Origin of the sequence: Kineosporia succinea (assembly GCF_030811555.1) — a bacterium.
GTDB lineage: Bacteria > Actinomycetota > Actinomycetes > Actinomycetales > Kineosporiaceae > Kineosporia > Kineosporia succinea.
Genome location: NZ_JAUSQZ010000001.1, coordinates 3,310,064 through 3,334,818, shown reverse-complemented (window position 1 = coordinate 3,334,818; position 24,755 = coordinate 3,310,064). Strand labels below are relative to the sequence as shown.

Annotated in this window: 24 protein-coding genes and 3 tRNA genes; 7 read left to right on the top strand and 20 right to left on the bottom strand. The window is 70.6% G+C overall.

The window, feature by feature from the left end; all coding sequences use genetic code 11:
- Positions 1 to 33: 33 nt before the first annotated feature.
- Entirely contained in the window at positions 34 to 1,569 is a 1,536-nt protein-coding gene (locus J2S57_RS14590) for a hypothetical protein (RefSeq protein WP_307242899.1), read from the bottom strand.
- A gap of 61 nt (positions 1,570 to 1,630) precedes the next feature.
- Positions 1,631 to 2,830, bottom strand: a complete 1,200-nt coding sequence (locus J2S57_RS14585) for a helix-turn-helix domain-containing protein (protein ID WP_307242897.1) — start codon at positions 2,828 to 2,830, stop codon at positions 1,631 to 1,633.
- 570 nt (positions 2,831 to 3,400) lie between these two features.
- Here J2S57_RS14585 and J2S57_RS14580 point away from each other — a divergent pair.
- Positions 3,401 to 3,682: a hypothetical protein gene (locus J2S57_RS14580; protein ID WP_307242895.1), complete on the top strand. Its 282-nt coding sequence runs from the start codon at positions 3,401 to 3,403 to the stop codon at positions 3,680 to 3,682.
- Between the two features lie 221 nt (positions 3,683 to 3,903).
- Here the strand turns inward: J2S57_RS14580 and J2S57_RS14575 are convergent, their stop codons facing one another.
- From J2S57_RS14575 to J2S57_RS14535, 9 genes are all read right to left on the bottom strand, one after another.
- Positions 3,904 to 4,929: an adenosine deaminase gene (locus tag J2S57_RS14575; RefSeq protein WP_307242893.1), complete on the bottom strand. Its 1,026-nt coding sequence runs from the start codon at positions 4,927 to 4,929 to the stop codon at positions 3,904 to 3,906.
- Positions 4,930 to 5,014: 85 nt separating this feature from the next.
- The gene (locus tag J2S57_RS14570; RefSeq protein WP_307242891.1) at positions 5,015 to 6,055 is read right to left on the bottom strand and encodes a UDP-N-acetylmuramate dehydrogenase; all 1,041 of its coding nucleotides are present in this window, start codon (positions 6,053 to 6,055) and stop codon (positions 5,015 to 5,017) included.
- A gap of 30 nt (positions 6,056 to 6,085) precedes the next feature.
- Complete coding sequence (locus J2S57_RS14565; protein WP_307242888.1) at positions 6,086 to 7,297, bottom strand: MFS transporter; 1,212 nt, start codon at positions 7,295 to 7,297, stop codon at positions 6,086 to 6,088.
- Positions 7,298 to 7,299: 2 nt separating this feature from the next.
- On the bottom strand, positions 7,300 to 7,719 hold the full coding sequence (locus J2S57_RS14560; protein WP_307242886.1) for a MaoC/PaaZ C-terminal domain-containing protein: 420 nt from the start codon (positions 7,717 to 7,719) through the stop codon (positions 7,300 to 7,302).
- Positions 7,716 to 8,168 (bottom strand): MaoC family dehydratase N-terminal domain-containing protein, encoded by a 453-nt coding sequence (locus J2S57_RS14555; protein WP_307242884.1) that lies wholly within the window; start codon positions 8,166 to 8,168, stop codon positions 7,716 to 7,718. Before J2S57_RS14555 ends, J2S57_RS14560 begins: the two co-directional genes overlap by 4 nt.
- Before the next feature lie 111 nt (positions 8,169 to 8,279).
- Positions 8,280 to 8,450 carry a 50S ribosomal protein L33 gene (gene rpmG, locus J2S57_RS14550; protein WP_285616343.1) on the bottom strand — a complete coding sequence of 57 codons (171 nt, stop codon included), beginning with the start codon at positions 8,448 to 8,450 and terminating at the stop codon, positions 8,280 to 8,282.
- A 69-nt stretch (positions 8,451 to 8,519) separates the two neighbouring features.
- Positions 8,520 to 8,592, bottom strand: a tRNA-Met gene (locus tag J2S57_RS14545).
- A gap of 33 nt (positions 8,593 to 8,625) precedes the next feature.
- A tRNA-Thr gene (locus J2S57_RS14540) sits at positions 8,626 to 8,698 on the bottom strand.
- 198 nt (positions 8,699 to 8,896) lie between these two features.
- A complete protein-coding gene (locus tag J2S57_RS14535; protein WP_307242879.1) occupies positions 8,897 to 9,391 on the bottom strand; it encodes a YajQ family cyclic di-GMP-binding protein in 495 nt (164 codons plus the stop codon).
- A 162-nt stretch (positions 9,392 to 9,553) separates the two neighbouring features.
- On the opposite strand from J2S57_RS14535, the gene J2S57_RS14530 reads away from it, so the two are divergent.
- Positions 9,554 to 9,635 (top strand) — tRNA-Tyr (locus tag J2S57_RS14530).
- Between the two features lie 202 nt (positions 9,636 to 9,837).
- Positions 9,838 to 10,392: an NUDIX domain-containing protein gene (locus tag J2S57_RS14525; protein ID WP_307242876.1), complete on the top strand. Its 555-nt coding sequence runs from the start codon at positions 9,838 to 9,840 to the stop codon at positions 10,390 to 10,392.
- Positions 10,393 to 10,429: 37 nt separating this feature from the next.
- Here J2S57_RS14525 and J2S57_RS14520 read toward each other — a convergent pair whose 3' ends face one another.
- Entirely contained in the window at positions 10,430 to 11,299 is an 870-nt protein-coding gene (locus J2S57_RS14520) for a dioxygenase family protein (RefSeq protein WP_307242874.1), read from the bottom strand.
- 234 nt (positions 11,300 to 11,533) lie between these two features.
- Here J2S57_RS14520 and J2S57_RS14515 point away from each other — a divergent pair, with 234 nt between their 5' ends.
- Positions 11,534 to 12,862, top strand: a complete 1,329-nt coding sequence (locus J2S57_RS14515) for a glycosyl hydrolase (RefSeq protein ID WP_307242872.1) — start codon at positions 11,534 to 11,536, stop codon at positions 12,860 to 12,862.
- Positions 12,863 to 12,999: 137 nt separating this feature from the next.
- Positions 13,000 to 13,416, top strand: a complete 417-nt coding sequence (locus tag J2S57_RS14510; protein ID WP_307242870.1) for a hypothetical protein — start codon at positions 13,000 to 13,002, stop codon at positions 13,414 to 13,416.
- A 111-nt stretch (positions 13,417 to 13,527) separates the two neighbouring features.
- Here the strand turns inward: J2S57_RS14510 and htpX are convergent, their stop codons facing one another.
- The 8 genes from htpX to J2S57_RS14470 form a co-directional block, all read right to left on the bottom strand.
- Positions 13,528 to 14,385: a zinc metalloprotease HtpX gene (gene htpX / locus J2S57_RS14505; protein ID WP_307242868.1), complete on the bottom strand. Its 858-nt coding sequence runs from the start codon at positions 14,383 to 14,385 to the stop codon at positions 13,528 to 13,530.
- Between the two features lie 88 nt (positions 14,386 to 14,473).
- Positions 14,474 to 16,033 (bottom strand): NADH-quinone oxidoreductase subunit N, encoded by a 1,560-nt coding sequence (locus J2S57_RS14500; RefSeq protein ID WP_307242866.1) that lies wholly within the window; start codon positions 16,031 to 16,033, stop codon positions 14,474 to 14,476.
- On the bottom strand, positions 16,033 to 17,562 hold the full coding sequence (locus J2S57_RS14495; protein ID WP_307242864.1) for a complex I subunit 4 family protein: 1,530 nt from the start codon (positions 17,560 to 17,562) through the stop codon (positions 16,033 to 16,035). The genes J2S57_RS14500 and J2S57_RS14495 overlap by 1 nt, the downstream gene beginning before the upstream one ends.
- Positions 17,559 to 19,475 (bottom strand): NADH-quinone oxidoreductase subunit 5 family protein, encoded by a 1,917-nt coding sequence (locus tag J2S57_RS14490; protein WP_307242862.1) that lies wholly within the window; start codon positions 19,473 to 19,475, stop codon positions 17,559 to 17,561. Before J2S57_RS14490 ends, J2S57_RS14495 begins: the two co-directional genes overlap by 4 nt.
- Entirely contained in the window at positions 19,472 to 19,861 is a 390-nt protein-coding gene (nuoK, locus tag J2S57_RS14485) for an NADH-quinone oxidoreductase subunit NuoK (RefSeq protein WP_307242859.1), read from the bottom strand. The genes J2S57_RS14490 and nuoK overlap by 4 nt, the downstream gene beginning before the upstream one ends.
- Positions 19,858 to 20,388: an NADH-quinone oxidoreductase subunit J family protein gene (locus J2S57_RS14480; protein WP_307242857.1), complete on the bottom strand. Its 531-nt coding sequence runs from the start codon at positions 20,386 to 20,388 to the stop codon at positions 19,858 to 19,860. Before J2S57_RS14480 ends, nuoK begins: the two co-directional genes overlap by 4 nt.
- A complete protein-coding gene (locus tag J2S57_RS14475) occupies positions 20,385 to 22,112 on the bottom strand; it encodes a 4Fe-4S binding protein (RefSeq protein ID WP_307242856.1) in 1,728 nt (575 codons plus the stop codon). Before J2S57_RS14475 ends, J2S57_RS14480 begins: the two co-directional genes overlap by 4 nt.
- Positions 22,113 to 22,572: 460 nt before the next feature.
- Entirely contained in the window at positions 22,573 to 23,199 is a 627-nt protein-coding gene (locus J2S57_RS14470; protein WP_307242854.1) for a TetR/AcrR family transcriptional regulator, read from the bottom strand.
- A 600-nt stretch (positions 23,200 to 23,799) separates the two neighbouring features.
- Between J2S57_RS14470 and J2S57_RS14465 the strand changes: the two genes are divergently transcribed.
- Positions 23,800 to 24,267 carry a VOC family protein gene (locus J2S57_RS14465; protein WP_307242852.1) on the top strand — a complete coding sequence of 156 codons (468 nt, stop codon included), beginning with the start codon at positions 23,800 to 23,802 and terminating at the stop codon, positions 24,265 to 24,267.
- On the top strand, positions 24,264 to 24,752 hold the full coding sequence (locus J2S57_RS14460) for a GNAT family N-acetyltransferase (RefSeq protein WP_307242850.1): 489 nt from the start codon (positions 24,264 to 24,266) through the stop codon (positions 24,750 to 24,752). Before J2S57_RS14465 ends, J2S57_RS14460 begins: the two co-directional genes overlap by 4 nt.
- Positions 24,753 to 24,755 lie beyond the last annotated feature (3 nt).

Below are 24,755 nucleotides of genomic sequence, written 5' to 3'. Positions count from 1 at the left end.
GCTGACGGGGAGTGGCGATTCCCGGCAACCCCCTCAGATCGCCGCGCCGGGCCCGACGGCCCGGGGACTCGTGAGTAGGTCGGCGATCCGTGCCTCGGGGGTTTCGTCGTGAGCCTCGTTCTGCAGCCTGACCAGCACCTTCTGCCAGACCTCGCGATCGCGCCACCAGGTCCGGGTGTAGCGGGCGAGCGCGGAGGGGGAGATTTCCCCGTGCGTCTGGAGTGCAGTGTTCATGCACACGACCACGCGGTCGGTCGTGGGTGCGGGCTCGTTCGCCGCCCAGAACACCGGCTTCCCGGCGACCCCGACGACGATGCGCCGCAACAGTGAGCGACGCCCGGCCTTGACCCGCTTCCAGTACCGGCCGCTCATCAGGTTGACGAAGCCCGGGCCGTGGTCTTCCACCAGGTTCATCAGGCCCTCGCCGAGGATCTCCCCGACCTCCTCGGAACGGGCCCGCACCGGGCAGAACGCGTCGTACTCGAGCTGCTGCACCGGACCGCCGGCCGCGAGCGCCCTCTGGTAGTTCGGGGAGCAGGCCAGCAGCATGAGGAACAGCAGCCAGTCTTCGTTGTAGACGTTCTCGGGGAAGAAGGCCATCAGCGTCGAGCAGCGCAGCAGGAGGGCGCCGCTGGAGATGAAGATGTCCTGCGGCAGCCCGGCGAGCGGCCGGGCGTGGCCGACCACCGAGTTGTCGTCGAACCCGACGAGCGGCCAGCCGACGGCCTGGAGCTCGGCGTCGAGCCGCATCACCTTCAGGGCGTGGGCGAGGTTCTCGGCGGAGAGGGTGTCGGGCTTGTCGTGCGGGGAGATGTCGTCGTCCAGGAAGAGCAGGAACTCCCAGCCCATGCGCATCCCGAGCATGATGCCGAGGTTGCGTTTGCGGCCGACGTCGTTGGAGCGGTGCAGGACGCCGATCGGGTCGCCGGACCCGGCCAGACCGGGCGACCACGACGGGTGCACCTCGTCGAGCTCGACGAGAATCAGCCTCTCGCCCAGCATCTCGTGGATCGCCGCGGGGAAGTCGGCCCGGTGTGCCTCCCGGCTGAGCACGACCACCAGGTAGCAGTCGTGGTCGCGGGCGAGTTCGGCGGCGAAGGTCAGACCGGGCTTGCCGGTGCGCAGGTCGCGGCCGGTCGGCACCACGATGCCGCCGCGCCGGCGCACTCCGCCGGGCTGCCGGTCGCCGAGTCTCGGGCCGTAGGCCTCGAGGGCGCTGCCGGGTGGGGGCAGGGGCGGCCGGCCGGCGCCGTCGAGGGCGCGCAGGAGACCGCAGTGGCTGGCCCGGTAGTCGGCGGCGGTGTCCGGGCGGGTCTCCGGGAACGGCTGGGGTTCTGGATACGGCTCCGGATACGGCTTCCGCACCGGCTCGGCGGGCCGGACGGGCTCGGCGGGCCGGACGGGCCCGATGAGCGGTGCGGCCCCGGAGAGCGGTGCCGGCTCAAGGAGCTGGACGGGCCCGGTGAGCTCTACGGGTTCGGTGGACTGGGCTGGTACCGGCGCGACCGGGGTGACGACGGTGTGCGCGCGCGGCTGAGTGGGCGTCCGCGGTGCGGACGCAGCAGGCATGGAGGTCATGACCCGGTTTTCGGCTATGGCGACCGGCGGGCGCCGGCGCGGGGCAGAAAGATCAGGAAGTGCGGATGCGGGCAGACGCGCGGCCCAGGTCGGGCGTCATCGTGGTTCCGGCGATCACCGGCACCTTGAGCAGCATCCAGAAGTCCTCGGGGTCGAGGGTGTTCTCCAGCCACAGTTCGTTGCGCTGCCGGAACCGGGCGTCGGTGAAGGCGCGCACGGCGCCGTAGGTGCCGCGGCTGAACATGCCGCCGAACCGGGTCGCGGTGGCACCGGGGTTGAACGGGTTGCGCGACCGCTGGATGATCGCGACGTCGGACATCAGCTGTGGAACACCGCGGAGATAGGCCCGTTTGCGCGAGTCGTCGTGGCCGGGCACCCAGTCCGGCCGGAACCCCTCGTGGTCGGCGATCTTCGACGGGTCGGACGTGGGCACGCCGTCTCCGTCGAGCAGCACCCGCACCTCACCGTCGAACTCGATCCCGTCTTCGTCCCAGGTCATCCGGATCGGGATGTCGAGCCGGTCGCGCAGCACCTCGAGCACGTTGACCGAGCCGGCCGGGACCGCCTCGATGTTCTCGTCCACCCCACCGAGCAGGATGAGGTGGCCGGTGAACTGGTCGGCGGAACTGACGCGGTCGTACGTCATCCACTGGACGTCTGCGGTCGGGTTCTCCGCCCGCACGTGGCCGACCAGCTCGATCAGGGCATCGATGTCGGCGTTGCCGAGGTTGCGCACGAAGTTGGGGTGGTGCTGGTTGGTCGTGTACTGCACCGCGGGAAGCAGTTGGGCGGCGTGGGCGGCCTCGTCGGTGTAACCGAGCTGACGGGCACTCAGCGGGGTGCAGAGGATGGTGATGGGCTGCCCGTCGGGGTAGTAGAGAAAACGCCCCCCGAGGGCACCGGTCTCGCGGTCGAAGTCGTCGGCGTTGGGCTCGTCGAGCACCTCGTTGCGCAGCAGCCGCAGGTCTTCGAAAAGCCTTTCCCGCTGGTACTCCTCGTCGGGAGACAGGTCGGACTCCGCCACCAGGCGGGCCGGGTCGCTCTCGATCGAACGCTGGGTGCAGAAGAACCGCGCGTATCCGCCCAGCCGCTCCTCGGGCGGAATGGCCGCGCCGCTCTCCCAGGAACTGATCAGGGCACCGCTCAGCCGCAGCGCGCCGGACAACTGGCGCTGGGTGACGGGCTGGCCGAAGTGGTGCTGCCGCAGAGCTCTCAACCGGTTGCCCAGTCGGGTGTTCGCTACCTCAGCCAATTCCCACACACCCCCGCTTCACTGAAGTCCGCTGGAACTACAGCCCACGCCGACTCATCAAGTTAACCACTGAAGGCCTTCAGCCGGGGAGAGCTTGAGCAGAATTGAAACCGCGCGTGTCCTGCACTCTTCATGCCCGTACCGGCAACCGCACCGGCGGGGGAAGAATAGCGGTCGACAGGTGACGGAAACCAATTTCATTGACACTAATTGATGTCATTGTTTGCTCGAAACTGACAACGTTGCAGGGGATCACCGGTCACCGGCCGTTGCGATCAGTGGTGATCAGTGGTCACGACAGCGGGATCAGCCGAACCCGGGTCGGCAGGGCTGAATGGCACTGAAATTTCATTTATTGAGCCGAATAAGTACCTGAAACGGGTTGCCCTGAGGCTTCAGTGTGGTCACACTGAGATCAAGTGCTTTTCAGCTGAACACCAGTCACCCCGCCGCCCTCTTCAGCGACGAGGACTGACGGACCCGCAGGTCCTTCAACGCCTCTGGACCCCGCGGAATCAGCGGTCGCCCCGCGACCCGCAACTGCTCGGTCGCACCAGGGAGGGGAACCCAGTGACCGGCTCAATCGCAGGCAACGGAGCAACTTTCAACACCTTGGTCGCCTCGGGGGGCAGCGACGGAGGGCAGGGTGGCGTACTGCTCGTCATCGTCCTGGTCTGCGCGGTCGTGCTGGCCGTGGTCAACGTGGTCAGCCGGTTCCAGCAGCCGTTCGTGGTGATCCTGCAGAACCCGTTCAAGTTCCTGATGAAGACGATCATGTTCGGTGTGACGATGACGGTGCTGGCCGTGGCCGTCGTCTCGTTCATCATCGCCACCGCCGGCGTGCCGAGCTGAACCGCTCCGGCACCCGCACCGCACCAGAACGCACCAGAGGCGAAAACGCCTGACCCTACACACTTCCGGATCGGACAGAGCCTGTCCCCCGTCAGGCCCACCGAGTCCGGAGCCGCGCTCCGAGAGGCGCGGCGTCTGGTCAGTGTCCCCGCTTGAGGGAGCGGGGCACTGATCGGGCTCATCCAGGGCGTGGCTCCGGGTTCGCCGCCGGAGCCACGCCCTCACCCGTTCGCCGGGGCCCAGGCCTCCACGTCGGCCAGCAGCTTCTTCTTCACGTCGTCGGGGGCCCGCGACGCCTCGATCGACGAGGCCGCGAGATGCTGCAGACCGGCATCGTCCATGCCGTGCACCTCGCGAGCCGCCTCGTACTGCGCGGCCAGGCGCGGGCCGAACAACAGCGGGTCGTCCGCGCCGAGCGCGAGCCGCGCCCCCGCGTCCACCAGCGTGCGCAGCGGCACCTCCCCCAGCGTCGGGTACACCCCGAGGGCCACGTTCGAGGCCGGGCACACCTCGAGCGCGACGCCGGCGTCGATCACCCGGGCCAGCACCTCGGGATCCTCGGCCGAGCGCACCCCGTGGCCCAGCCGGTCGGGGTGCAGGGTGTCGAGCGTGACCGCCACGTGGTCGGGGCCGCGCAGCTCGCCGCTGTGGGGCAGGCTGGCCAGACCGGCGTTGCGCGCGATCCGGAACGCACCGGCGAACTCCTCGGTGTCGCCGCGCCGCTCGTCGTTGCTCAGGCCGAAGCCGACCACCGTGCCCGGGCCCTCACCGGCGTAGCGGGCGGCCAGCCGGGCCAGGATCCGCGCGTCGAGCGGATGCCGCATGCGGCTGGCCGCCACCACGATCGCGACCTGGCAGCCGGTGGTCTCCGTGGCCTCCCGGGCCGCGTCGAGCACTATCTCCAGGGCCGGCGTGATCCCGCCCACGTGCGGGGCGTACGAGGTGGGGTCGACCTGCATCTCCAGCCAGCGCGAGCCCTCGGCGGCGTCGTCTTCCGCGGCCTCGATCACCAGGCGCCGCATGTCGTCGGCGTCGCGCACGCAGGCGCGGGCCGCGTCGTACAGACGCTGGAAGCGGAACCAGCCCCGCTCATCGGGGGTCAGGCGCAGGAGGTGGTGCTCACGCAGGGTCTCGGGCAGCCGGATCCGGTGCTTGGCCGCCATCTCCTCCAGCGTCGCCGGCCGCATCGAGCCGGTGAAGTGCAGGTGCAGATGGGCCTTGGGAAGAGTGGTGACCGGGCGCTCCATGAACAGAGTTTGCCAGGTTCCCGGGGGTGCCCGGGCCAGGTCCCGCCGGACGGGCCCTCACCCGGCCCGTCCGCCGGAGCCGGTGTTACAGCTCACACCCGATCAGTTCGGGCTCCGGCACCAGCCGCACGCCGAACTCCTTCTCCACCCCGTCACGCACCTGACGGGCCACGTCGAGCACGTCGGCCGCACTCGCCGCACCCCGGTTGGTCAGGGCCAGCGTGTGCTTCGTGGACAGGCTCGCCGGGCCGGGCAGGCCGAACCCCTTGGCGAATCCGGCGTGGTCGATCAGCCAGGCGGCGGACGTCTTCACCAGGCCGTCGGGCGCGGGGTAGCGCGGCGCCGCCGGGGGCAGTGCGGCGGCCTGCTCGGCCGGCAGCACCGGGTTGGTGAAGAATGACCCGGCACTCCAGGTGTCGTGGTCGGTGCCGTCGAGCACCATCCCCTTGCCGGCCCTCAGATCGAGGACGTTGTCCCTCACGTTCGCGAGGGGGACCCGGTCGCCGATCTCGACGCCGAGCCTGCGGGCGAGCTCGGCGTACTTCACCGGCTCGCTCAGGTCGGCCACCACGAACTGGAACGACACCTGCAGCACCAGATAACGGGGGCCACCGGCGAACCGCTCACGCTTGAAGAGCGAGTCGCGGTAACCGAACCGGCAGTCGGCCGCGGCCAGCGTGCGGATCTTCTTCTCCCGGCGGTCGTAGGTGCGCACGCTGGCGACCGTGCCGGAGACCTCCTGGCCGTAGGCGCCCACGTTCTGCACCGGCGTCGCACCGGTCGAGCCCGGGATGCCGGACAGCGCCTCGACCCCGATCCAGCCCTCGGACACCGCCCGGGCGACCACACCGTCCCACGGTTCCCCGGCCTCGACCGTGATCTCCGCCCCACCGCAGTAGTCCACGTTGTGCACCGTGATGCCGCGGCTCGCCACCTGCACCACCGTGCCCTCGAACCCGGCGTCGCCGATCACCAGGTTGGAGCCACCGCCGACCAGCAGCACCGGCTCGCCCGCCGCGTCGGCCTCGCTCACCGCCCGCACCAGCTCGTCGGCGGAGGTGGCGACCACGAGCCGCCGGGCCGGACCCCCCACCCGCAGGGTCGTCAGGTCAGCCAGCCGCGTCATCCGTTCCTCCACAACACTCACGAAACCCGTTCACCGAGAGGATCTCACCGCACCGGCCGTGATCAGTGCCAGCAGCACGGCCAGGCTCACCCCGGCGAGCGACAGGGCCACCCCGACCTGCTGCCCCACCGCACCGAGCACGGGCGGCCCGGCGATGAAGGCGGTGTACCCGATCGTCGACACTACGCCGACGCGCGCGGCCGAGTTCACCGGATCGGCCGCCGCCGCGGTCATGCCCATCGGGAAGCCCAGCGCCGCACCGACCCCCCACAGCAGCGCGCCGACGACGGCCATCGGGTACGCACCGGGGCCGGGCACCAGGGTGCCGGAGATCACCAGCCCGCTGCCCAGAAGCACCAGCACCGCGCTGATCCGCAGGGCCCGGGCGTTCTCGACCCGCTCGAGCAGCGCCGGGCCGGCCATCCGGGTCACGGTCATGCCGATCACGAAGACCGCGAAGACGCCCGCCCCGAGGGCGTGCGGGGCGCCGTACCCGTCGACCACGGCCAGGGCCAGCCAGTCGTTCGCCGCGCCCTCGGCCAGCGCCATGCTGAACACCAGCGCCCCGATCAGCAGGGTCTTCGGCTCGGCCCAGGCCGCGAGCACCGAGCGCACCCGGCTGCGGGCCTGCGCCCCGTCCTCCGTCTCACCGGGCAGGGCCACGAACCGGCGCTGCGCGAGCGTGCCCCCGATCAGCACCACCAGCGCGACGAGCGGAAGATGCACCCTCGGGCTGACATCCAGCGCGGCGGCCAGGGCCCCGGAACCGGCGCCGCCGACCGTGCCCAGGCTGTAGGCGGCGTGGAAACGGGGCATGACCACCCGGCCGATGCGGCGTTCCACCTCGGCGCCCTCGACGTTCATGGCCACGTCCCAGGCGCCCATGCCGGCCCCGGTCAGGAACAGCCCGGCCGCGAGCAGCCAGACGTCGGGGGCCAGGCCGACCGCGACCACCCCCGCCGAGCCGATGAGCACTCCGGTCAGCACCGTGCGGGCGGGGCCGAGTGCGGAGATCACCGCCCCGGCGCTGGGGAGCATCACCAGCGAACCGGCCGAAAGAGCCAGCAGAACCAGGCCGATCCGGCCCACGCTCAGGTCGAGCTGGTCACGGACGGCGGGCAGACGCGCCGACCAGGAGGAGAAGACGAGACCGTTGAGCGCGAAGACGATCGCGACCGAGTGCTTCGCCGAGCTGATCCGGGCCGGGCTGTGGAGCGGGGCGGGCCGGACCAGCCCGCTCACGGTCAGGGCAGCCGGACGACGGCGATCGCTTTGCCCAGGACCTTCTGGCCCCCGGCGAGGGCGGTCAGGGTGACGGTGACGGTGCTCGCGGCCTCGTCGGTCTTGGTGACCTTGCCGCTGAAGGTGACCGTGGCCCCGGAGTCGTCGTCGGGGACCGGCACCAGGTTGGTGAACCGCACCCCGTACTCGACGACCGCACCGGCGCCACCGGCCCAGTCGCTGACGTACCGGCCGCCGAGCGCCATCGTGTACATGCCGTGGGCGATCACCCCGGGCAGGCCGACCGAGGTGGCCACCCGGTCGTTCCAGTGGATGACGTTGAAGTCACCGCTGGCACCGGCGTAACGGATCAGATCGGCCCGGGTGACCGTGATGTCGGCCGGGGGCAGTTCGTCGCCGGCCGCGACCTCGCCGAACTTCACTTCTCGTCCTCCGCCCGGATCAGCACCATGGAGACTGCCGTGGTGACGGGTTCGCCCGCCGCGTCGGTGATCTCGACGCGGGTGACGACCCGCCCGTTGCCCGCCATGACCCGGGCGTCGTCGACGTGGGCGACCGAGGTGAGGCGGTCTCCGGCGACGATCGGGCGGTGGTGGGTGAAGCGCTGCTCGCCGTGCACCAGGCGCGAGTAGTCGATGCCGGCGTCGGGATCGGCCATCACCAGACCCTCGCAGCGCTGGGCGACGACGATGGCGAAGGTGGGCGGGGCGATGACGTCGGCGTACCCCTGGGCGCGGGCCGCCTCCGGGTCGGTGTGCACCGGATCGGCCGACCGGACGGCCTCGGCGAACTCACGGATCTTCTCGCGGCCGACCTCGTACACCGGCGCACCGGTGTAGGTCTTGCCGACGATCTCCGGGTTGACGCCCATCGGCCCCTCCTTGGTCAGACGGGTTCACCCGGTCGGGCGAACGTAGCGATGCGGATGTGCAAACACGACGAAGGGCCGCCCCGTGAACGGGACGGCCTTCCGACGGAACGACTAGCGGGTCTCGCGGTGAGCGGTGTGGTTGCCGCAGCGCGGGCAGAACTTCTTCAGTTCCATCCGGTCCGGGTCGTTACGCCGGTTCTTCTTGGTGATGTAGTTGCGCTCCTTGCATTCGACGCACGCCATGGTGATCTTGGGACGGACGTCGGCGGCTTTGCTGGCCACGGCTGTGCCTCTTTCGAATGGAGTCGCTGTCGATGCGGATCGAACACGCAGTGCGGATAACAATCAGAGTAGCGAGGACGGGACTTGAACCCGTGACACAACGATTATGAGTCGTTTGCTCTACCAACTGAGCTACCCCGCCATGCGCGGTCTCGCTCTGAACAAGACCAACCAGAGCCCCGATAGGGAATCGAACCCTAGACCTTCTCCTTACCATGGAGACGCTCTGCCGACTGAGCTATCGGGGCCTGCCATCCAGGCGGCTTACTGCTTCCCTGGCGGCCCGGTAAACATTACCCGATCCTCGCCCCGGACAGAAATCCGCAGTTCAGAGGCCGAATGACCGCTCAAACTGAGGACGCCGCCGGAAGGCTCCAGCGGCGTCCTCACGTCCACGTCCCGGCCGGACCAGGACGGGCAGGCCGAAACGGTCGGGCGGAACCAGGTCAGCGGTAGTTCACGAACTGCAGGGCCACGTCGATGTCGGCCCCCTTGAGCAGCGCGATGACCTCCTGCAGGTCGTCACGGTTCTTGCTGGAGACGCGCATCTCCTCGCCGGTGATCTGGGTCTTGACGCCCTTGGGACCCTCGTCCCGGATGATCTTGCCGATCTTCTTGGCGATCTCCTGGGAGAGACCCTCCTTGATGTCGGACTCCATCCGGTACTCCTTGCCGGAGACCTTCGGCTCGGAGGAGTCGAGCACCTTCAGCGAGACGCCGCGCTTGATCAGCTTGGACTGGAAGACGTCGAGGACCGCCTTCACCCGGTCTTCGCTGTTGGCCTTGATGACGACCTTCTCGTCACCGCTCCACTCGATCGAGGCGCCGGTGCCCTTGAAGTCGTAGCGCTGGGCGATCTCCTTCTCCGCCTGGTTGAGGGCGTTGTCGACCTCCTGCCGGTCGACCTTGCTGACGACGTCGAACGACGAATCGCTGGCCAAGAGAAGCTCCTTGTCTGCTTGCGGACTGCTGGCTGACGGACGGGGTCCGGAGGGCTGTCACCCGGTCGCGGACGGACCGCGGGGATACGGATGCGCGAAGCACCCCCGATCCTTGCTATCCTCGCATCCGCCGGACGAGCTCAAGGGCTCGCACGGTGGCACGGCCGGTTGCCCGAGTGGCCAAAGGGATCTGACTGTAAATCAGACGGCTCAGCCTACGCAGGTTCGAACCCTGCACCGGCCACGTGCGAGAGAAAGCCCCCGACTCCGGTCGGGGGCTTTCCTGTTTTGACGCACCGCCGGCCGCGGGTGACGCCCCTGCGGCCCGGGCGCACGAGTGTCACCCGACGACCGGAGATCAGCGGGGTGAACTGCGCCACCTCGGCGCCGGTCACGCCGCCCCGCGGCTTGCCGACCTGGTCGGCGCGGGTGTTCGATCGAATCTCGTGACCTCCCGTGACCCCGCGACCGGCCTGCCCACCCTCGACGACGACCTGTTCACCGAGGGCGAGCCGGAGGCCGAGTTCAATCCCGGGATCGCCTCCCGCCTGCCGCGCAAGAACGTCGCCGCCGCCGCCCTGATCCGCGACGAGCAGGGCCGCGTACTGCTGCTCGAGGCGACCTACAAGCCCACCTGGGTGATGCCCGGCGGCGTGGTCGAGGCCGACGAGGACCCCCGCCTGGGCTGCGGCCGGGAGCTGGAGGAGGAGCTGGGCCTGCGGCGCGAGCCGGGCCGGCTGCTGGTCGTCGACTGGGTGCCGCGGCACGGGGTGTGGGGCGACCAGCTGCAGTTCGTCTTCGACGGCGGCGTTCTCGACGAGGACGGGGTGGCGGGCCTGGTGCTGCAGGAGAGTGAGCTGCGCGCAGCCCGTTTCGTGGCCCCCGACGAGTTCGGCCGGGTCGCGCTCACGCCGTCGCTGACCCGCCGGCTGGAGCGGTCGGTGGAGGCCCAGGAGAAGGGCACGACCGAGTACACGACCTACGGGCGCCTGGGTCGCTGATCGAGCGCGCCCCAGACGCCCACGGGGGCGGCGGTTTTCAGGCCACCTGGAACGAGCGCTTCGACAGGCCCCACATCCAGCCCTCGATGGTCGTCGTCACCGGCGCCTCGGGGTCGGTCGCGGCACCGAGGGTGATGAACGCCGGCACGAAGTGCTCGACCGTGGGGTGCGAGTAGGGCAGGCCGGGCGCGCGGTTGAGGTAGTTCATCAGGGTGTCGACGTCGCCGCGGGCCAGGGTCTCCTGCGCCCAGCTGTCGAAGTCGGACGACCAGCCCGGCACCTTGCCCATCATCGCGTCGCGGGTCAGGAACGGCAGACCGTGCGTCATGAAGCCGGAGCCGATGATCAGCACGCCCTGCTCGCGCAGCGGGCGCAGGCGGCGGCCCAGGTCCATCAGCTTGGCCGGGTCGTGCGTGGGGATGCTGAGCTGCAGCACCGGCACGTCACCGAGCGGGTACATGGTCTTCAGCGGCACCCAGGCACCGTGATCGAGGCCGCGGCTGTTGTGCTGGTGCACCGTCTCCACGTCGGGCATCACCGACGAGACCAGGCGGGCCAGCTCGGCGGCGTCGGGGGTGGCGTACTCCATCTCGAAGTAGCGCTGTGCGAAGCCGCCGAAGTCGTAGACCAGCGGGGTGTTCGCGAACGGGCTGGTGATGCTCAGCGGCGCCGACTCCCAGTGCGCGCTGATGATCAGGATGCTCTTCGGCTTGGGCATCTTCTGCGCCCAGGCCAGCAGCTGGTCCATCCACTCACCGTCGTCGAACAGCGGCGGGGCACCGTGCGAGAGGTAGAGGGCCGGCAGCGCGCCGTCCTGCGGGGTCCAGTCCCGCTGGGCCCGGCTGGTGGCCAGGGCCCCGGGGAGGAACGCGTCGAACGCGGCACCGGGTGCGAAGGGATCCGTCATGTACTTGACGATAAAAGTATTTAGTTGAACGGTCAAGCAATTGACTACGGGAGTACCCCTTCGCGACCCGATCGGCATGCACCCGATCGAACGAATCCGCACCTCCGTAACCGCCCCATTTCTCAGCGGATTCACGGCCGGGAGCGGGCATTCTCGTGACGCTGAGACACCCGCCGTCCCCCACGATGGTGTCCTCCCGACTGGTGTCCTCCCCCGAGCGAAAGGCCTGACCCCATGCGTGCCACGCCCTCTGACGACGCCCGGCGTCCCGGGCCCTCCCCGAGCGGCCGGCACGCCGCGCCCGGCCCCGACGACGACGCGACCACCACACCGGGTGACGCGACCGCGAACCCGACCGGCGCGTCCTCAAGCACCGCACCCAACAGCACCGCGCCCAACAGCACCGCACCCGACAGCACCGGTGGCGCCCTGCCGCCCGGCACCGGCATGCGGCAGCCACCGGCCGAGAAGGACAAGGGCCCGGACAGGAAGCTGCTCGCCGCCGGCGCCGCCGTGATCGCGCTCGCGCTGATCGCCGTGATCGCCTTCACGTTCACCCGTGGCGACGACGACACGAGCACCAGCGCCCCCACCCCGACCGCGTCCACCGGAAGCGGAACCGGCACCACCACCGGCACGCGGTACGGCGTCTACGGCAAGACCTCGGCCGACGGCGTGGCGCAGTACGAGCAGTGGCTGGGGGCCGACGTCAGCTACGTGATCGACTTCTCGGCCCGCGACACCTGGGAGAACATCGCCAACCCGCAGTACCTGCTGGACGAGTGGAACGGCTCGGGCTACCGCCTGGTCTACGCGGTGGCGATGCTCCCGACCGGCGACGAGTCCGCCACCATCGCCGCCGGCGCCCAGGGCCAGTACAACCAGTACTTCCGCACGCTGGCCGAGAACCTGGTGGCCAACGGCGAGCAGAACACGATCCTGCGCATCGGCTGGGAGTTCAACCTGGCCGAGTCGCGCTGGTCGTCGGACGACCCGGAGAGCTGGAAGTCGTTCTACCGCAACATCGTCGAGACCATGCGGGCGGTGGACGGGGCGCAGTTCGAGTTCGACTGGAACGTCAACAACGGCCCGAACCCCTACGACGCGGCCGACTACTACCCCGGTGACGACGTGGTCGACTACGTGGGCGTCGACGCCTACGACACCTCGAGCAAGGCCTACCCCTACCCGGACAACTGCGACAGCGCCTGCTTCGTGAAGCACCAGAAGCAGGCCTGGGACGAGACGATCTACGGCGGCGACCGGGGGCTGCAGTTCTGGTCGGCGTTCGCGAAGGAGCACGGCAAGCCGCTGACGCTGCCGGAGTGGGGTTGCTGGGGCAAGCCCGACGGCACCGGCGGCAGCGACGACCCGGACTACATCCAGCGGATGTACGACTTCATCACCGACACGGGCAACAACGTGGCGTACGCGGCCTACTTCGAGTACGACTACAGCTCGGGCGACGGCGGCCAGCACAGCCTGCAGCAGTCGTTCCCGAACAGCGCGGCGAAGTTCAAGGAGCTCTTCACGACGGTCTATCAGCAGTCCGCGGCGTCGTAGTGCCCCTGGTTGCACATACCAGTGCCCCGTCCGGGCTAAGATCCTTCCGGACCTTTGTGAAGCAGTCGTAAAGATCCATTTCCTGGCGGGACCTGCGTGTTCGTCCCGCCCTGCGATGGATGGGGAAGTACGACTGCATGACGACCACAGGCCGTCCGGCGCGGCCCGATGCCGCGAAACCGGAGAGTCTCCAGAGCTCCACCCCGCTGCGCGAGCTGCTCAACACGATGATCGGGTTGCTGCTCGGGGAGATCACCGAGGGCGCCGAGTCCGAGCAGCTCAGGCGCTACGTGGATCCGCTCACCATGTGCCTGGCGCTGGACCGTGACCTCAACGACCAGGCCGGGACGGCCCGCGACGCCGTGTCGCGGGTGCAGTCCCAGCAGATGAGCGACCTCGCCACCGGCGTGATCATGGCGCGTCTGGGCTGCGACGGGGTCACCGCCCGCAAGCTGCTGTCCGAGTGGCTGGCCGAGAAGAGCCTCGAGGCCGAGTCTCTGTCACCCGCCGATGTGCAGGCGCTGCTCGAAGAACCTGATTGGGGACGTCGCTGAGCCCCGGTGCCTCACCGCACCTCCGGCTCGGGTGAGAGTCCCGGAACGACACAGCCCCCGGAGCCGAGCGACGGCTCCGGGGGCTGATCTCGTGTCGTGGAAGGGCAGGGCCTAGCGGCGGTAGCCGGCCATCGCCTCGAGGCGGGCGATGCGGTCGGCCATCGGCGGGTGGGTCGCGAACAGCTTGGCCACACCGCCACCGCGGAACGGGTTGGCGATCATCATGTGGCTGGCGTTGACCAGTTCCCGCTCGGGCGGGAGCGGCAGCTGCCGGGTGCCCATCTCGAGCTTGCGCAGGGCCGAGGCCAGCGCGAGCGGGTCACCGGTGAGCTTGGCGCCGTCTTCGTCGGCGTCGTACTCGCGGGTGCGGCTGATCGCCATCTGGATCACGCCGGCCGCGAGCGGGCCGAGCAGCGAGAACGCGATCATCGCGACGAAGTTCGGGCGCTCCTCGTCGTTGCTGCCGCCGAAGAAGAACGCGAAGTTCGCGATGAAGGTGATGGCGCTGGCCAGGGCCCCCGCGATCGAGGCGGTGAGGATGTCGCGGTTGTAGACGTGCATCAGCTCATGGCCGAGCACGCCGCGCAGCTCACGCTCGTCGAGAATCTGCAGAATGCCCTCGGTGCAGCAGACCGCGGCGTTGCGGGGATTGCGGCCCGTGGCGAAGGCGTTGGGCGCCATGGTCGGGGAGATGTACAGCGCCGGCATCGGCTGACGGGCCTCGTTGGCCAGCTCACGCACGATGCGGTACATCACGGGCTGCTCGGCCTCGCTGACCGGCCTCGCCCGCATGGACCTGATCGCCATCTTGCCGGAGTTCCAGTACTGGTACCCGCTGATGGCCAGTGAGATGCCGAAAGCAATGATCAACCCGACGCGCCCGGCGAAGATCCCGCCGATCACCATCAAGAAGGCCGACATGCCACCCAGCAGAACGGCGGTCTTCAGCCCGTTGAAATGACTGTGCATCTCGATGCTCCCTGACTCCTCACGATCGATGCCACTGGGCACCGTCAGGAAACTCAACGGTGCCCGGCCTGATCACGTTCCCGGGCCCCTATTGGAGAACACCCGGGAGTAACCCGGCAATCGTCCCAGCTCCCACGGACAGACCGACACAACCTGCCGCGGCGCCCCCCAACACGATCCCCTCGGCCGGGCGAAGCCGCCACCGGGGCGGAGCCTGCTCAGGTGTTCCCACGAGCAGGGCGGTCCAGCGGAGGTAGTAGGCCAGGGCCAGTGCCACGTTGAGGGCGGCGACCACGGCGACCCACCCCGGCCCCTCGTCCACCACCGGGCGCAGGACCACGACCTTCGCGATCAGGCCCATCACCCCCGGCGGCAGCCCGGCCAGGCAGAACAGGGCGAAGGCGAGCACCGCGCTCGCCACCGGCTCGGTGCGGCCCAGACCCCGGTAGGCCTCGAGGGTGTGCTCCTCACCGGCGCGGTGGTGCCGGGCGACCAGCACCACCACCGAGAACACGGCCAGGCCGGCCACCACGTAGGCCAGCAGGTAGCCGAGCGAGGCCGAGACCGCCTCACTGACGCTGTCGCGCGAGGGCCCGACCGCGGCGAGCGGCAGCACCACCCAGCCGGCCTGGGCCACGGTCGACCAGGCGAGCAGGCGCACGGCCACTGTCTGCCGCAGGGCCACCAGGTTGCCGACGGTCATCGTCACCGCGGCCAGCACGCCGACCAGCGGGGCCCAGGCCGCGTGCAGCGCGGGCAGGCCGAGGGCCAGCAGCACCACCGCGGCGGTCAGGCCGGCCGTCTTCGACACGGTGGACAGGAACGCGGCGATCGGCAGCGGGGCGCCGGCGTAGGTGTCGGGGGTCCACAGGTGGAAGGGGACCAGCGAGATCTTGAAGCCGATGCCCGCGAGCGCCAGCCCGGTGCCGGCCACCGCGACGAGCAGCACGGGCCGGTCGGGGCCGGTGGCGAGCACGTCCGCGATGCGCTCCAGGTAGAGCGAGCCGGTGGCCAGGAAGAGCAGGGCCACGCCGAACAGGAGCAGGCCGAGCGAGGCGACGGCGGTGAGGAGCATGGTGACGGCGGCCTGGGCTCCCTGGGCGTCGCGGCGCAGGGCGATCAGGCCGATGGTGGGCAGGGTCGCGGTCTCCAGGGCGACGGTGAGGGTGGCCAGGTCGCGGGCCCCGGCCAGCGCGGTGGCGCCGGCCACGGTGGCGAGGAGCAGGGTGTGGTGGGCGGTGCGGTCTTTCGCGCCCGGGCCGTTCAGGGTGAGCAGCAGGCAGCCGAGGGCGGCGGCGAGCACGATCGCCTGCACGGTGAGGGTGAGGTCGGAGACGACGTACGAGCAGCCGAAGCCGAGTTCGGCGGCGTTCAGGGGGGTGGGCGGCGGTGAGGAGCCGACGAGGAAGCCGGCGGAGCAGGCCGTGCTCCGGTCGTCGCCCAGGGCCAGGAAGGCGACGCCTCCGGCGGCGGTGAGCAGGCCGGCGACGGCGACGACGTCGAGCAGCGGCCGAACCGGTCGGACGACGTCGATGAGGAGCACGAGCAGCAGGGCGACGACGGGGGCGACGACCGGCAGCAGGGCGACCGGGTCGATCGAGGGGACGCCGGTGAGACGTCCGGAGACCTCGGTCAGGTGGGAAAGCATCAGGGCACCACTCCCCCGCCGGGCAGGAGCAGGCGCACGACGCCCGCCGTGGTGGACAGGAGCGGGCCGGGCACCAGGCCGAGGACGACGGTGAGCACGACCAGGGGCATGACGGTGGTGGTCTCGTGGGTGGTGGCGTCCGGGATGTGCTGCCCGTCGAAGCGGCCGTCGTCGGGGGTGCCCTGCCAGAGCACCCTGAGCACCCGCAGCCAGTAGGCCGCCGCGATCACGGTGCCGACGGCGGCGATCACGGCGTACGGGCGGCCGAGGGTCGTGGACTGCCAGGCCCCGGCGATCGCGAGCAGCTCCCCCCAGAACACGGCCAGACCGGGCAGGCCCAGGCCGGCGACGGCGCCCAGGGTGAGGAACCAGCCCAGGCGGGGCAGCCGGTCGCGCAGGCCGGGTCCGAGCTCGGTCAGGTCGGCGCTGTGGTGGCGGTCCTTCAGCGCGCCGACGACGAGGAACAGCAGGGCGCTGACCACGCCGTGCGCGATGTTGGCGTAGAGCGCGCCCTGCAGCCCGGTCGGGGTCATCGAGGCGACGCCGAGCAGTACGAAGCCCATGTGCGCGACCGACGACTGGGCCACGAGCCGCTTCAGGTCGCGCTCGGTCAGGCAGACCAGGCCGGCCCAGACGATGCCGGCGACCGCGAAACCGCCCAGCCAGGGCGCGATGTTCTGCACCCCGGCGGGCAGTACCGGCACCGCCACGCGCACCAGGCCGTAGGTGCCGAGCTTGAGCAGGATCCCGGCGAGCAGCACCGATCCGGCGGTCGGGGCGATGGTGTGGGCCGGGGGCAACCAGGTGTGCAGCGGCCACATCGGGGTCTTCACGGCCAGGCCGAGCACGATCAGCACGGCGGCCACGGTCTGCTCGGTGGACGTCAGGCCGGTGCCGCCGCGGGCGATCAGCTCGGTCAGGTCGGAGGTGCCCGCGCGGGCGATCACCAGGATGATCCCGAGCAGCATCAGGGCCGAGCCGGTGGCGGTGTAGAGCACGAAGCGGGCCGCCGCGTCGTCACGGGCCCGCACCCCGCCGGGCCGGCCGGGGCGCTCGGGCTGCGAGGTGTCGCCCCAGACCCGGATCACGAACCACATCGGGATCAGCACGGTCTCGAACGCGATGAAGAAGAGCAGCAGGTCGAGGGCGGTGAAGGTGGCGATCGCGCCGCCGGTCACCGCGAGCACGCAGGCGAGGAGGTTCCGGTCGGGCCGGTTGCGGACGAGGTGCCCGCAGACCAGCACCGAGAGCAGCCCGGTGAGCAGCACGAGAGGTGCGCTCACCCCGTCCATACCCAGGTGTGCCTCGAGACCGAGGGCGGGCACCCACGCGATGCGGACCTCGAGCTGGGTGCGCCCGAACCCGTCGAGCCCGGTCTGCACGGTGGCGAGGACGCCGAGCACCAGCGTGGCCAGCCCGACCAGGGTGCCCAGGCGGGCGGCGACCACCCCGTCGAGCCGGGGCAGGCCCAGCAGCAGCACCGAGCCGACCAGGGGCGTCAGCACGAGGGCGGGCAGGAGCCAGGTCATATGAGCACCATCCCGGCCACCGCGACCACGACCGCGCCGACGAAGACCCAGGCCGCGTAACCGGTGGCGAGACCGGTCTGGGCCCGGCGCAGCACCACCCCGGCGACCGCCGTGACCGGGTGCACGCCGCGCACGTAGGCGTCCACCACGTCCTGCTCGAGACGCTGCACCGCGCGGGCCAGACGCAGGGTGGGCCGGACCACGAGCACGTCGGCCACGACGTCGAAGCCGAAGGCGTTCTGCATGACCACCCGGGTACCGGACGGCAGGGCGTGCGTGATGTCGGGCGTCCCCAGGCGAGGAGCCGAGACCGCCCAGCCGATCCCCGAAAGCGCCAGCAGCGCACCGGTGATCGCGGTACCGGGCTGGATCTCCACGCCGCGCAGCAGATCCGGGGGCCACAGCAGCACCAGACCGAGGAGCCCGGTGGGAACGGCCAGCACGTACAGCGGCAGCATCATCGCGAACGGGACCGGCGCCTTCCCTCCGGGAGCGGGCGTCTCGTGCGGCTCCTCGCTCACCGCGTCCCCCACCACGGGCGGCACCGGGGAACGCCCCATCGCCACGATCGCCCAGGCCCGTCCCGCGTACAGACCGGTCAGCACGACCGTCGCCACCCCCGCGACGAGCACGGTCCACCCCTCCCAGGCCCCGGCGTGAGCGGCCTCGTCGGCCGCGGACAGCACGGCCTCCTTCGACCAGAACCCGCCGAACGGCGGGATCCCGGCCAGCCCCAGCAGGCCGATGCCGAACAGCGCGGCCAGGCTGCGGTGGGTGCGCCAGAGACCGCCCATGTCGGCGAGCGCGGTCGAGCCGGCCACGTGCACGATGCAGCCGGCGGCCAGGAAGAGCAGGGCCTTGAAGGCCCCGTGGGAGAGCAGATGAAGGACGCCCGGGGCGGCGAGCGCCGTCGGGTCGGCCTCGGTGTCGCGGCCGTAGGCGACGCAGACCGCGCCCAGCATGTAGGCGACCTGGCTGATCGTGGAGTAGGCGAGGAGGCGTTTCAGGTCGGTCTGGGCCAGGGCCGCGAGGGCGGCGCCGACCATGCTGATCGAGGCCAGGACGGCTCCGGTCTGCAGCACGCCGGGCACGGTCAGGTAGAGCGGCAGCAGCCGGGCGGCCAGGAAGACCCCGGCGGCGACCATGGTGGCGGCGTGGATCAGCGCGGAGACCGGGGTCGGGCCCTCCATCGCGTCGGGAAGCCAGATGTGCAGCGGGAACTGGGCGGACTTGCCGATCGCGCCGGCCAGCAGCAGCGACCCGGCCGCGACGAGCGTGCCGTGGCCGATCTCGTTCTCGGTGGCCGCCTGGTTGAGGTCGCCGATCGACGTGGTGCCCGCGCCGGCGATCAGCACCACCACGGCCAGCACGACGCCGATGTCGCCGACCCGGGTGACCAGGAAGGCCTTCGTGGCGGCCCGTCTCGCGCTCTCCCGTTCGCTGTGGTGGCCGACCAGCAGGTACGAGGCCAGGCCCATGATCTCCCAGCCGATGAGCAGGAGCACGAGGTCACCGGCGTGGATCACGAGCATCATCGCGGCGGTGAACAGCGAGACGGTGGACGCGTAGGCGGGGTAACGGTTCTCGGGCCGGTCAGGGAGGTAGGCGGTCGAGTAGAGCTGGACGCAGAACGCGACCAGGCCGACGAGCACGGCGACGGCGGCGGAGAGCTCGTCGGAGCGCAGGGTGAGGTCGATGGTGGTGCTGCCGAGCTGGGCGCGGCCGAGGAAGCCGAACGCCGGGACCGGTCCGTCGCCGCCGACCAGCACCAGTTCGGTGATCGCGGCGGCCAGGGCGCCGAGTGATCCGAGCACGGCCCAGTCGGTGGCCCAGCCCCGGTGGTGGCTGACGAGGCCGAAGACCGCGGCGGCGACGGGCAGGACGACGGTGAGGATGGCGGCGGACTCGGTCACGGCGTCTCCCTGTAGTTCGGGGACGCCTCGCCGAGTTCGCGGACCTCGGTCAGCTCGACCGTCTGACGGGCGCGGAAGAGCAGCAGCACGACGGCCAGACCGACGCCGATCTCGGCGGCGGCCACGGTGATCACGAAGATGGTCATGACCTGGCCGGGGATCAGGGGGTCCTGGTAGCTCTGGCTCTGCTCCAGCCCGCTCTGCTCCAGCCCGGCCAGGCCGCCCGCGGGGAGGGCGGAGGCGGCGACGAGCAGCACGTTGGCGGCGTTGAGCAGGAGTTCGGCGCCGATCAGGACGAGGACGGCGTTGCGGCGGGCGAGGATCCCGTAGACGCCGATGCCCGCCAGGACGCAGGCCAGCACGGCGGGGCCGAGCAGGTGGATCATGCCTGCCCGTCCTCCTGGTTGTCGTTGTTCCGGCTTCTCGAGACCGCGATCGCGGCCACCAGTGATGCCAGGAGCAAGACCGAGAGCAGCTCGAACGGCAGCAGCCAGCCCGAGAACACGGCCTCACCGATGGGCCGCGCCGCCCCCTGGTCGCCACGGACCTCGACGGTAGTGCCCCGTAAGGCGTAGATCAGGGTCCCCGCCAGGATGCCGCCGACCGCGATTCCCGCGACCGAGGCCGTGAGCCGCTGCCAGGGTGGTCCGTCGAGGCGGTCGCTGCGTTCGATCGGGGCCCGGGTGAGCATGAGGGCGAAGATCACCAGCACGACGACCGCACCGACGTAGACCAGAAGTTGCACCAGCGCGACCACTTCGGCCCCGAGGACCAGGTAGACGCCGGCCAGGGCCCCGAGGCAGACGACGAGCCAGAGGGCGCAGTGCACGACGCGGGGGCTGGTCACGGCGAGGAGTCCGGACGCGGCGGACAGCACGGCCAGGGCGATGAAGATCACCTCGAGGCCGCTCATCGCGGTTCCCCGTCCGGCTCCGGGTCACCGGGCTCGTCGTCGACGGCGGGGAGAACCTGGGTGTCGTCGGTGACCGGGGGCAGCACGGCGGTTTCGTCGGTGCTTGAGGACGTCTCGGTCGCCTCGGGCGGTGTGGTCGCCTCGGGCTTCGTGGTCGCCTCGGGCGGTGTCGTTGGCTTGGTTGGCTCGGTTGGCTCGGTTGGCTCGGTTGGGGGCAGCGTCGTCTCCGCGGTGTCCCAGAGACGGAGCTGGGCCTCGTCGGTGTCCGTCGGGGTGGCCGTGGCCATGGAAGTGGTCTCGTCCGGTGAGGAGGCGGGCTCAAGGTCTTCGGGAACGGCAGGCAGGACAGCCGTCTCCTCGACCACGCTCATCTCATCCGGAACCGGCGGAATGACCGCGGTGTCGTCGGTGGCCGGGTAGACGTCGGCGGGCTCAGCCGCTGTGCGAGCGGGCGGCGCCTGCCGCGCGGACGTCTCCTTCTTCGCGGGCGTCGTTTTCTTCGCAGGCGTCGCCTTCTGCGCGGGCGTCTTCTTCGCGGGCGGCGCCTTCTGCGCGGGCGTCGCCTTCTGCGCGGGCATCGTCTGATCGGCGGGCGTCCCCTGATCGGCGGGCGCCCCCTTCTTCGCGGACGTCCTCTTCCGAGCACTCCCCGCCGCTCTCGTCCCCGGCGAAGCCTTGGACGCGCTGCCGGCCCCGGGCGCCGCCTTCTTCCGGGCCGGAGGGGCGGCCTTCGGCGTCTCCTGCTCAGCGGACCCGGCCTCGTCCACCCCGGCCGCCGGACTACCCGCCTCCCGCGCCTCGCGGGCGGCCCGCCGATCAGCGGCCAGCCACTCGGTCTTGCGGGCCCGTTCGGCGTCGGCCTCTTCCCGTCGACGCGCCTCAGCCCGCTCAGCTTCAGCCCGCTCAGCCTCAGCCCGCTCAGTCACCTCGGGCTCAGGCACCTCCGGCTCAGTCACCTCGGGCTCAGTCACCTCGGGCTCAGGCACCTCGGCCAGAGCTGCCTCAACCTCGCGGCCCTCAGATTCCGCTGGAGCTGCCTCAGCTTCGAGTGCTTCCGATCGTGCCGCCTCGGCCTCGAGCTTCTCGGCTTCTGCCCGCGCAACCTCCGCCTGTTCAGCCTCGGCCCGCGCTGCTTCCGCCTCCCGCGCCTCTGCCTCGCCCCGCGCTGCCTCTGCCTCCCGCGCCTCCGCCTCGGCGCGCGCTGCCTCTGCCTCCCGCACCTCCGCCTCGCCCCGCGCTGCCTCTGCCTCCCGCACCTCCGCCTCGGCGCGCGCTGCTTCTGCCTCCCGCGCCTCCGCCTCCCGCGCCTCGACCTGGGCCGCCTCGTACGCCGCGATCGCCTTCTCGGCCGCCGTTCGCGCGACGCCGACCTCCTTCGCCTCGACCGCCCCCGGATCGGGCAGGGGCGGGGGCGGCACGCTGGTCATCCAGCTCTCCAGCCGGTCGCTCTCGTGCAGCAGGTCCCGGATGTCGAACTCGGCGTACTCGAACTCCGGACTCCAGAACAGCGCGTCGAACGGACACGCCTCGATACAGATGCCGCAGTACATGCACAGCGAGAAGTCGATGGCGAAGCGGTCGAGGACGTTCTTCTGCCGGGCCCGTCCGCCGGGCTCGGCGGCGGGAACCTCTTCCTTGTGGGACTCGATGTAGATGCACCAGTCCGGGCACTCGCGGGCACACAGCATGCAGCTGGTGCAGTTCTCGGCGAGCAGCGCGATCACACCCCGGCTGCGCGGGGGCAGATCCGGCTTGACGTCGGGATACTCCGCCGTGTGGGTGTGCCGCACCAGCGCCCGGGCGGTCGTGGCCAGCCCGGCGATCAGTCCCCGACCGAGGCTCGGCCCGCGCTCGGAACCGGAACCAGAGCCGGAACCAGCCCCCGGCCCCGACCCGGAACCCGACCCCGAACCCGACCCGACGCGAGAGCCGGCGCCCGGACCCGCGTCCTCAAGCACCGCCGCCCCCGGCTCGAACCCGGCCTCGAGACCCACCCCACGACCGGCCTCGGGACCGTGACCATCGTCGTCACCGATCCCCGGACGCTCGACGCCGGAGCCCTCCGAGCCGCCGGAGCCGTCAGAGCCTCCTGAGCTGCCGGAACCGTCCGCTCCGCTCCGCCGTGGGTTGGTCACCCTCGCATCCTGCCGTGTTCGACGTCACTCGCGCGACGTGCCTCACGGGTCAGCGCTGGGCGGGTGGCAGCTGAACCGGCACCGGCAGACCCAGCTCGCGGGCCGCGTGCTCGTCGGCCCAGACCTTCGCCCGGCCCCTCGACAGGGTGCCCCTCACCTGCGTGGCGACGGCCAGGCCGTCGAGCATCACGCAGATCCGCAGCGCCGCTTCCTCCGCATCGGGGCAGGAGAACTCGCCTGCCTCGACCCCGGCCGTGACCAGCTTCGTCAGTCCCTGCCGCCAGCGCGCGTCGTTGCGGCGCACCACCTCGCGGATCTCGTCGGTGTAGCGCCCCTCGGCCCAGGCGTCGATGTTGCTCGACCAGACCTCCAGGTCGGCCGATTCCGGGGAGATTCTCTGGTAGAGCCGCATCACGTTTCGCAGCCGGTCGGCGTAGTGCCCCGGGCCGGCGATCGCGGCGTCCATCGCGTCGAGGTCACGGTCGGAGGCCAGCGCAAATGCTTCGGAGAGCAGCCGTTCTTTGGAATCGAAATGGTAGAAGACCAGGCCGGCGCTGATTCCGAGCTCGGCGGCGACATCGGCGACCCGGGTCCGCGCAAATCCCTTGCGGGCCACCACCGTCGCAGCGGCCCGGAGAATCTCCTCGCGCCGGATCTCTGCCTGCTGCCGCGCCACGTCACCCACCTCACGTGTGTTCCGACGAATACCCGCGCCGGAACGTACACGCCATCGGCGCGACCATCAATATTCCGATTGCGGAGGATTACGGCCGCTCGGCGAACCAGTTCGCAGGTCTGCGTGGCATACCGGAACTCCTGACTCCCGACGGCCAATAACGATATTAGCCGTCTCCTCATACTCGCATCCGCACATCGGTCGAATCGATGCGCCCGAATCGACCCGGGCCGGCCCGGCCGGAGCCGCTTGAGGACGCGTGGGGACGCGTGGGACACCTGAGGCGAGCACGGCCCGCTCGCCTCCCGCACCACCCGCCCCACGCACGCCCCTCATCGACGGTGCGGACACCGTCCCCTATTGAGGCACTCAATGACAAAACAGGGCGGCCCCGCAGAGGTCTCCTCACCGACACTCGCGTGCCATTAATTGATGCGCAGGAAAAGACCACGGCGCATCATCCGGAACGCACTCGGCCCCCGCTCGCCACCGATGGGCAGCGAAGGTGCAGTGAAAGTGCGACATCGGTACCGCGGCCAGGCCCCGAGCTGCGAATTCTCGATGGAATCAGCCTCCGCCGGCGCGACGATAATTCCATTCATGACCTGGGCATTCCGCCCGTTTCCCGGCGGCCGTCACGGGCAGGAACAGAATGCGCCAACCCGTCCGAGCGGTCGGATCGCGGCCCTTCTGGCAGTATTCCCATTCGTGGAACGCGTGACGGGCATCGGGGGAGTGTTCTTCCGGAGCAAGGACCCGGAGAGACTGGCCGCCTGGTATGAAGAGCACCTCGGCGTGACGCCTGTGCCGTTGACGTACGAAGAAGAGGCCTGGCATTCCCAGTCCGGGCCGACCGTGTTCGCGGCTTTCGCCGAGGACACCGACCACTTCGGGCGCCCCCAGCAGCAATGGATGGTCAATTTCCGGGTCCGTGACCTGGACGCCATGACCGCCCAGCTGCGGCGGGCGGGCATCGACGTCGAGGTGGACGAGGAGATCTATCCGAACGGGCGCTTCGCACGGGTGTACGACCCCGAGGGCAACCCCGTGGAACTATGGGAGCCGTGAGCAACTCCCCCGTAACCGACCTGCTTTTCCGGGACGTCCCGTTCGACGGCCCCGAAGCGACAGTCCTGATCGCCGAGGTCCAGCAGGAGTACGTCGTCCGCTACGGCGGTCCGGACAGCACTCCGGTGGACCCGAACGAGTTCGCTCCGCCGTCGGGCCTGTTCACCATCGCCGAGGCCGGCGGTGAGCTGGCCGGCTGTGTCGGCCTGCGGGCGAACCCGGCCGAGGGCGAGGGGGCCGTGGAGATGAAGCGGCTGTACGTGAGGGCGCCCTTCCGCCGCCAGGGACTGGCCCGCCGGCTGCTGGCCTCCGCCGAACTGCGCGCGATGGCCCTGGGCTACAGCCGGCTGATTCTGGAGACGGGCACGAAGCAGCCCGAGGCGGTGGCGCTCTACCGCAGCGCGGGCTACCAGTCCCACCCGGGCTTCGGCATCTACGCCAACGAGGCCGGCTCGCTCTACTTCGCGAAAGACCTGGGCGTCTAGGAC